This is a genomic window from Stenotrophomonas sp. STEN022, assembly GCF_056760155.1.
This window is the reverse complement of the sequence record NZ_JBRREG010000053.1, coordinates 24605-31269: the sequence shown is the minus strand read 5'-3', so window position 1 is coordinate 31269 and position 6665 is coordinate 24605. Positions and strand designations below refer to the sequence as shown.

General features: G+C 55.8%; 11 protein-coding genes. 10 read left to right on the top strand and 1 reads right to left on the bottom strand.

All coding sequences use genetic code 11. The annotated features are described in order from the left end of the window. The 8 genes from ACVOMF_RS12375 to ACVOMF_RS12340 all read left to right on the top strand — a co-directional run. Positions 1–267, top strand: a 267-nt coding sequence (locus ACVOMF_RS12375) for a hypothetical protein (RefSeq protein ID WP_481509559.1), incomplete at its 5' end; no start/stop codon positions are given. Between the two features lie 129 nt (positions 268–396). Beyond that, the gene (locus ACVOMF_RS12370; protein ID WP_481509558.1) at positions 397–708 is read left to right on the top strand and encodes a DUF5076 domain-containing protein; all 312 of its coding nucleotides are present in this window, start codon (positions 397–399) and stop codon (positions 706–708) included. Between the two features lie 978 nt (positions 709–1686). Then, positions 1687–2073, top strand: coding sequence for a hypothetical protein (locus tag ACVOMF_RS12365; RefSeq protein ID WP_481509557.1), 387 nt, complete (start codon positions 1687–1689; stop codon positions 2071–2073). Positions 2074–2090: 17 nt separating this feature from the next. Then, entirely contained in the window at positions 2091–2441 is a 351-nt protein-coding gene (locus tag ACVOMF_RS12360; RefSeq protein ID WP_481509556.1) for a hypothetical protein, read from the top strand. 417 nt (positions 2442–2858) lie between these two features. Continuing rightward, complete coding sequence (locus ACVOMF_RS12355; RefSeq protein WP_481509555.1) at positions 2859–3098, top strand: hypothetical protein; 240 nt, start codon at positions 2859–2861, stop codon at positions 3096–3098. A gap of 453 nt (positions 3099–3551) precedes the next feature. Continuing rightward, positions 3552–4004, top strand: coding sequence for a hypothetical protein (locus ACVOMF_RS12350; protein WP_481509554.1), 453 nt, complete (start codon positions 3552–3554; stop codon positions 4002–4004). 58 nt (positions 4005–4062) lie between these two features. Continuing rightward, entirely contained in the window at positions 4063–4407 is a 345-nt protein-coding gene (locus ACVOMF_RS12345) for a hypothetical protein (RefSeq protein ID WP_481509553.1), read from the top strand. A 68-nt stretch (positions 4408–4475) separates the two neighbouring features. Further along, complete coding sequence (locus ACVOMF_RS12340) at positions 4476–4676, top strand: hypothetical protein (RefSeq protein WP_481509552.1); 201 nt, start codon at positions 4476–4478, stop codon at positions 4674–4676. A gap of 367 nt (positions 4677–5043) precedes the next feature. Here ACVOMF_RS12340 and ACVOMF_RS12335 read toward each other — a convergent pair whose 3' ends face one another. After that, positions 5044–5346, bottom strand: a complete 303-nt coding sequence (locus ACVOMF_RS12335; protein WP_481509551.1) for a hypothetical protein — start codon at positions 5344–5346, stop codon at positions 5044–5046. Positions 5347–5807: 461 nt separating this feature from the next. On the opposite strand from ACVOMF_RS12335, the gene ACVOMF_RS12330 reads away from it, so the two are divergent. Then, positions 5808–6194 (top strand): ribonuclease E inhibitor RraB, encoded by a 387-nt coding sequence (locus tag ACVOMF_RS12330; protein ID WP_481509550.1) that lies wholly within the window; start codon positions 5808–5810, stop codon positions 6192–6194. Between the two features lie 74 nt (positions 6195–6268). After that, complete coding sequence (locus ACVOMF_RS12325) at positions 6269–6634, top strand: TfoX/Sxy family protein (protein WP_481509549.1); 366 nt, start codon at positions 6269–6271, stop codon at positions 6632–6634. Positions 6635–6665: the final 31 nt, after the last annotated feature.

The window sequence follows — 6665 nt, the reverse complement described above, 5'->3', positions numbered from 1 at the left end:
TTCATTCAAGCCGAACCCGCTGCGCGGGTCGGCTTAATTCCAGAGTTAGGCGGCGGTGTGTTGGGTTGGCTGGCCCTTCTCGTTTCGGCAGCAACATCGGCAAGTCACCGGTCGGCTCCGGGTAACAGTTCCAACTGCTCTTGGCAGCGGCAAGCCCGCCACTTCGTCTTACGCTTCACTGCTCTGCCGCAATCATTTCATCGCACTTCGGCAGCAAAGCTCGGCAAGGTTTCCCGGGCAAGCTCCATCCCGCGAGCTGTGGCATGATCGGCTCACGTTGGGTTGCACAAGCAAGGCAGCATTGGCCCAGACTCGGCAAGTGGCCACAGCCGCCTAACAGTTCATTCAAGCCGACGCCGCTACGCGGCGCGGCTTAATTCCAGAGTTAGGCCTGCTATGAAGCCACTAGTAATCCCACCTGCAGCGCAACGTGATGACAGAGCGATCCAGATGCTCAGTGCTTGGATTGCTGAGCAAGGCCAGCATTGCACGATCAAGGTGGGGCTCTGGCAGGACAACGGTCGCGATGAAGCCCCTGCTTGGGGTGTTTTCCTCGCAGACACCATTCGACACATAGCCGATGCGCTTCAAGAGCAATATGGGCAGCCTGCATCTGACACCATTGCCGCAATCATGGAATCGCTCCATGATGAGCTGAGCGATCCAACTTCTGATACCAAAGGCGCCTTTAGTCATGGCCATGGGTAACCGGCCTAACAGTTCATTCAAGCCGACGCCGCTACGCGGCGCGGCTTAATTCCGGAGTTAGGCCACTATGGGCAGGATGTCGACACTCGCGGGAGTAGCTCACAACATTGCGCATCATGCGGGCAGTGGGCTTAGCTACATCTCGCCTCATCTCGCTCAGGCGCTTCGCGCTGCTGCAGTTGAGACTACGGAGATTGATCTCCTAGCTCCGGCGCCCTATCCGCTGAAGGCAGCGGAACTTCAAGCGCTGCGTTTGGCACTAGCTTCCCTCCAGTCCACTGCAAACGCGCTTCTTGCAAAACATGGCTTTTCAGCCAGCGACGTATCCTCCATGATTCTTTATGCCACGCCGGCACCTTGGGACAAGGATGGCTATTCTTTGCACACTCGAGCCGTGCTCATTTCAAGTGCTGGCCGCACGTACGATTCTGGCTGGCTGCAATGAGCGGAGCGCGGCCTAACAGTTCATTCAAGCCGACGCCGCTACGCGGGTCGGCTTAATTCCAGAGTTAGGTGCCACACCGTGCTTCTCTTCCTCTTGTTAGCAGCAGCGACCTCCAACTCTCCCGGCGTGGGGAGCACTCCTGCCGTGACGTGCATCAAGACCACCATCAAAGCCAACGGTCATACCTCCGAGAACAGCATCGCCATGCCCTCGGGAAACATTGAGTCTGATCGCTACGCTCTAAAGTTGGTCCGCGCCCTGAAACTAGAGCGAGAGCGCGGCAAGACGTACGAGCCAAGGACCGGATACGCTCTAATTGAAACGTATGAGAACGGCGCGTTTGGGATGAGCCTTATTGACCATAAGGGGCAATTGCTTGAGTCTTGCTCCGAACCCCAAGTGCAAGCAAGTGGCACCTAACAATTCATTCAAGCCGAACCCGCTGCGCGGGTCGGCTTAATTCCAGAGTTAGCGCTCAAATGACAGGCTCTCGCTACCTAAAACTGCTCTGGACATACCTCGCCCTAACGGTAATGGCGATCGCAGCTGGGTTATTTCCGAATCATTCTGAGACCCTCCAGCTGGCCTATGACAATGAGCCGGCAACCTGGCTCATGAGTAACATTTGGCTTATGGGGGTCGTCTTTGGCGGCTTGCTCATAACTTGGCTGATTGGGTTCGTTGGACTGTTCTTCTTCAAGCGCTGGGCACGCTCGCTCTCTTTGTACTCAACGCTTGCGGGCTTCCTGATCTATCCGCTCATGGGGGCGCCCCTGTCTTCTGGGCTGGAGGCGGCCTTGTTCGAAGCCTCCACAACCATTTGGGGAGCGATCTTGGCCTTGTCGTACTTTTCGGCTGTTGGCGATCTGTTTGGCGCTAACAGTTCATTCAAGCCGACGCCGCTTCGCGGCGCGGCTTAATTCCAGAGTTAGCGGCCATGATCAAGTTCCTGATAGCTGGATTAGTTCTAGTCGGCGCCTTCAGTTTTCCGGTCTCTGCGTGCCAGCAGATTCTGGCCAGCAGCCAAGCCATCAGAAAGAACGCCGACTTGGTGCTCGAAGCCAAGGTTGCCTCAACCGAGCCCGATCATGGCCGTGAGCCCAGCCCTGGTGACCCAGCACGCATACTTCGCCTTGATGTGACCAGGATAGTAAAAGGCAAAGTAGGCCGCTCGATTAGCATCCCGACAACAGGGTGCCACGTGCCGGTCTATGGCGCAGGAGAGTTGGTTAAGGTTGTCCGTTTTCCCGGCGGCAAGTACCACGTTGTACCTAGGCATCAGCAGTAGCGTGCTGCTGGCCGCTAACAATTCATTCGAGCCGAACCCGCTTCGCGGGTCGGCTTAATTCCAGAGTTAGGGCGCAGATCATGGGTGTCGAAATCATTTTCCCAATCGCTTGGCTTGTAAGCATCGTGTCCATCATCTGGCTCATGTTTCGATCGCGGTCTGTAGCTACGCGCGCGTACACACTCCCAACCCTTATCGGTTCCGCTGTCATTTCCCTTCTCTGGGCTGCCCTTGATCACAAAGATGGCTACTTCTGGCAATCCACGCTAACTTGCTTTGCACCAGTAGTTCTCATACTTGGTAGCCAAGCACATGCCATCAAATACATGCTTGGGCGCAATGCAGCAACCGCGCCCTAACAGTTCATTCAAGCCGAACCCGCTTCGCGGGTCGGCTTAATTCCAGAGTTAGGCGGCAATGGAACAAATCCTCACCTTTGAGATAGATGACGTTTATGCCATCGTCAACAACGTGACCGTTCCAGTTCATTTGGGGATTTTCAAAGACTCCTCAGGGTATTTCCTTGTTAGTTCTACGCCCCTTGGGGGCGATTCCTTCAACGGAGACACGTGGCACATATCAGTCGCTGACGCGTTCACCCAAGCGCAGATGCAGTTCGGTGTTTTACAAGGCAGGTGGCGCGCGGTTGCCCCCTGACAGTTCATTCAAGCCGACGCCGCTTCGCGGCGCGGCTTAATTTCAGAGTTAGCCCAAATGGACTCAATCGAGGAACACCCACATTCGTTTCCAGCATCCGATTGGCCATTCTCAGAGCCGACCAACCTAGCTGCGTTCACCACAACCAAGGTGCTACGCGAGGGCTATCCCGTCCTGTTGGTCAGTCACGATCACGATGGTGATTGGCAGTTCCTTTGCGGTACCACCAATAATAGTGCCCATGGCGCCATCATCTGCCTCGGTTGTGCGTATCAAGAAGACCGGAGCGTTGGGGAGTTGGCTGATCTTCCGATTGGCTGGCAGGCTTGGCGGGATTCCGTTGGTGCCCCTTGGGAACGGCTTCCGCGTGAGCCAGATCCGGATGAGGGCTAACAGTTCATTCAAGCCGAACTCGCTCCGCGAGTCGGCTTAATTCCAGAGCTAGGCCCGCATATGGACCGTCGTTATCGAAAGAAGATGAATGCCCACTGGGCGCGTGCCGAGACTAAGGCTCGCCGCACCGTCGATAGCTTAGATCTATCCAGTTGGTTTGATAACTGGCACACGCACGTGGACTGGTATGGAAAGGGCAACTCTTGCCAAGAGAACCGGGCAGATGTCGCAGCAGCGACGGTTCGGTTGCTTCAACACATCGAGCATCGCGCGACTGGACGACGAGAGCCTATCCAACTCTGGGCCATGCTTTTCGGAGACACAAGGTACAACGCTGTCTATGCTCACTCGAAAAACCCAAACGGCACGCCCTTTCCGCACAGCTTTGGGGACGTGGCCTGGGGAAAGCTCGCTCCAGACTGGATGACAGCCGCGGTTCCTGACGATACTTACGAGATTGGCACGGCCAGCGATGCGGATGAGGTCGTTTACCTCATCCGGCGGCGGGCCTAACAATTCACTCAAGCCGAACCCTCTACGCGGGTCGGCTTAATTCCCGAGTTAGGCCCCTATGAACGATTACAAGATCTTTTCCGGAAAGACACTGATCGGACACTCCGCGCTCGAGACGGGTGACCCGCCAATGGGTGTTGCCTCCGGCAAATTTCTGCCACTTCTGGCGTACTCGATCGTCCAGTCACAGTGCATTGCCAGCAGGGACCTGCCGCAAGCTCATCTGGATCTATCCGTTGTCTGCTCTAGCGGCGAGGTACTGCCAGCGGAGCATGGCGTTTCTATCCTTGACTATTCAGCGGAGCTCGGAGAGATTGAGGTGCATGCCGTTGGTATTGACTATCCGCTCTACGAGCAGTTGTTCCCACAACAGGTCGCTGCATATGCCAAGCAATTTGGATAAGCGGCATAACAAGTCGTTCAAGCCGATGCCGCTTCGCGGCTCGGCTTAACTCAGGTGTTAGGCCTCACATGGGCAAGTTCAAGCAGCTTGAGGAATTCGAGAAGCGATTCGCCTCGATGGATGCGGCCGAGCTATCTCAATGGAGGGCGTATTGGGTTACCCACGCGCAGAATCTCGCCCCGAGGGTCCGCAAAGAAGCGATGCGACGCGTGCACAAGATTGACAAGGCTATTCACGATCTAGAATCTGAGCAACTGGATCGGTCTTAGTTGTAATTCACAGGGTCTCGGCATGTGAGGCCTAACAATTCATTCAAGCCGACGCCGCTTCGTGGCGCGGCTTAATTCCAGAGTTAGGTGCTATGGAGAGTTCCCAGACGTTCCCAACAAAGAGCACGGCTGTTTTATGCAGCTTGGCGGTGCTCCCGGATGGCTCATTGAGGGTGGTGCTCGATGACGCTCGTAAGGGCCAAGAACCGGGTGTTTGGGCATATCAAGGCCTGGTTACCTTCAAGGACTATTCACCCGGCACCCTTGAGGACTTGGCTGCACTACCTGAGGAAGAGTTGGCAAACTTCGGTCATTACGTGCTGGCGCGTCTGCTCGCTAGCAATGGGCTAAGCACCTAACAGTTCATTCAAGCCGAACCCGCCGCGCGGGTAGGCTTAATTCCAGAGTTAGGCGCCATATGCGAATTGCAAGAGACTTCTTCTCTAGAAGCCCTATCGACCAGCAGTCCATCTGCGAGAACGCTTGGTGCGAAGCTTGCGATGAAGCAGATGTTGGCCTTAATAACCCTGTGGAGTACGAGATCCATGGTCGCATTTTCGTTGATGGCGTTTGCACCAAATGTGGCGGCAACATCGTTACCGAACTCAAGGAAATCGGTGCTCGTGGCTAGAGGGGCCGCAGCCCAGATGACGCCCAACAGTTCATTCAAGCCGACGCCGCTACGCGGTTCGGCTCAATTCTGGAGTCAGGCCGCGCATGAAAAGCTCTGCTTTCGAGATGTTCGATCCTTCGGTACATCGAAACCATATGCCTGACGTCCCAGCGCCTGAGCCTGCTCGAGAGGTACTTGTTATTGCAATCGCCAAGTTCAGGCTAGAGTTCTTATCAAATGCTCAGCTTGAGGCTGCGATCGCCTACTTCCGGAAACCCTCCAACTCTACGCGCCAGTGTTCTGCTGGCGGTGACCACTGGGAATTTCAGCCTTGGCAGAGCCGGCTACCCGCCGGTATCAACAATGCACATAACCGGCCAAAAGTACTCGCAGCGTTGGTCGCAGCCAGACCCTTAGCAAATGCACGCCTGCCGTAGGCATGCGCCGCGGCCTAACAGCTCATTCAAGCCGGCGCTGCTACGCGGCGCGGCGCGGCTTAACTCCGTAGTTAGGGCACCATGAAAATTCTCATCCATCTGACTTTTCTTTCTCTGCTCATCTCCAGCCCTTGCATGGCTCAGTCCATGGCAGAACAACAGGACGCTCGCGTCATAGAGAATCTGGTTTCTGCCGGATCGAACGTTTCAAAGCCGCATAACATTGATTTCTTCATGTTCGTACCAACCGAAAGAAGAGCCAAGGCTGCGGCTGCGGATATGGAGAAACTCGGCTACACCATCAGTTCGATAGATCGCGTGTCCGGACAGTCTCAATGGCAAATTCATGCTACCCGTGAGATGGTGCCGCAGTTGGATGCAATGACCGCGACGACACGTGCTCTTGAGGCAGTAGCGACCAAGCATGGAGGTGACTACGATGGCTGGGGCACGGGCGTAGTGAAATAGTACCCTAATAGTTCATTCAAGCCGTCGCCGCTTCGCGGTGCGGCTTTATTCCAGAGTTAGACCACGGGAGCAGCATGGCCACTGACCAAGACTTCATCGAGTACGTCACGGAGCAAGCTGGCCTGGGAAGTCGCCTCACATCCAAAAAAATGTTCGGTGAGTACGCGCTCTACCTGGACGGAAAAGTGGTCGCTTTTGCTTGTGACAACAGTCTCTTCATCAAACCCTCGGCTGCGGCCGCCGTGCTGGCACCAAGCCTGCCGCAACGGCCACCGTATCCAGGTGCAAAGGACTATCCCGTAGCCGATGAGGTGCTGGACGACACCGATGCGCTACGGCGCCTCATTACAGAGACTGCCAAGCTCATGCCTGCGCCAAAACCTGCCAAACCACGGAAAACGACAGCCGGCAGCAGGCGCAGTCGCAAGGCCGCGCCCTAGCAATTCATTCAAGCCGAACCCGCCTCGCGGC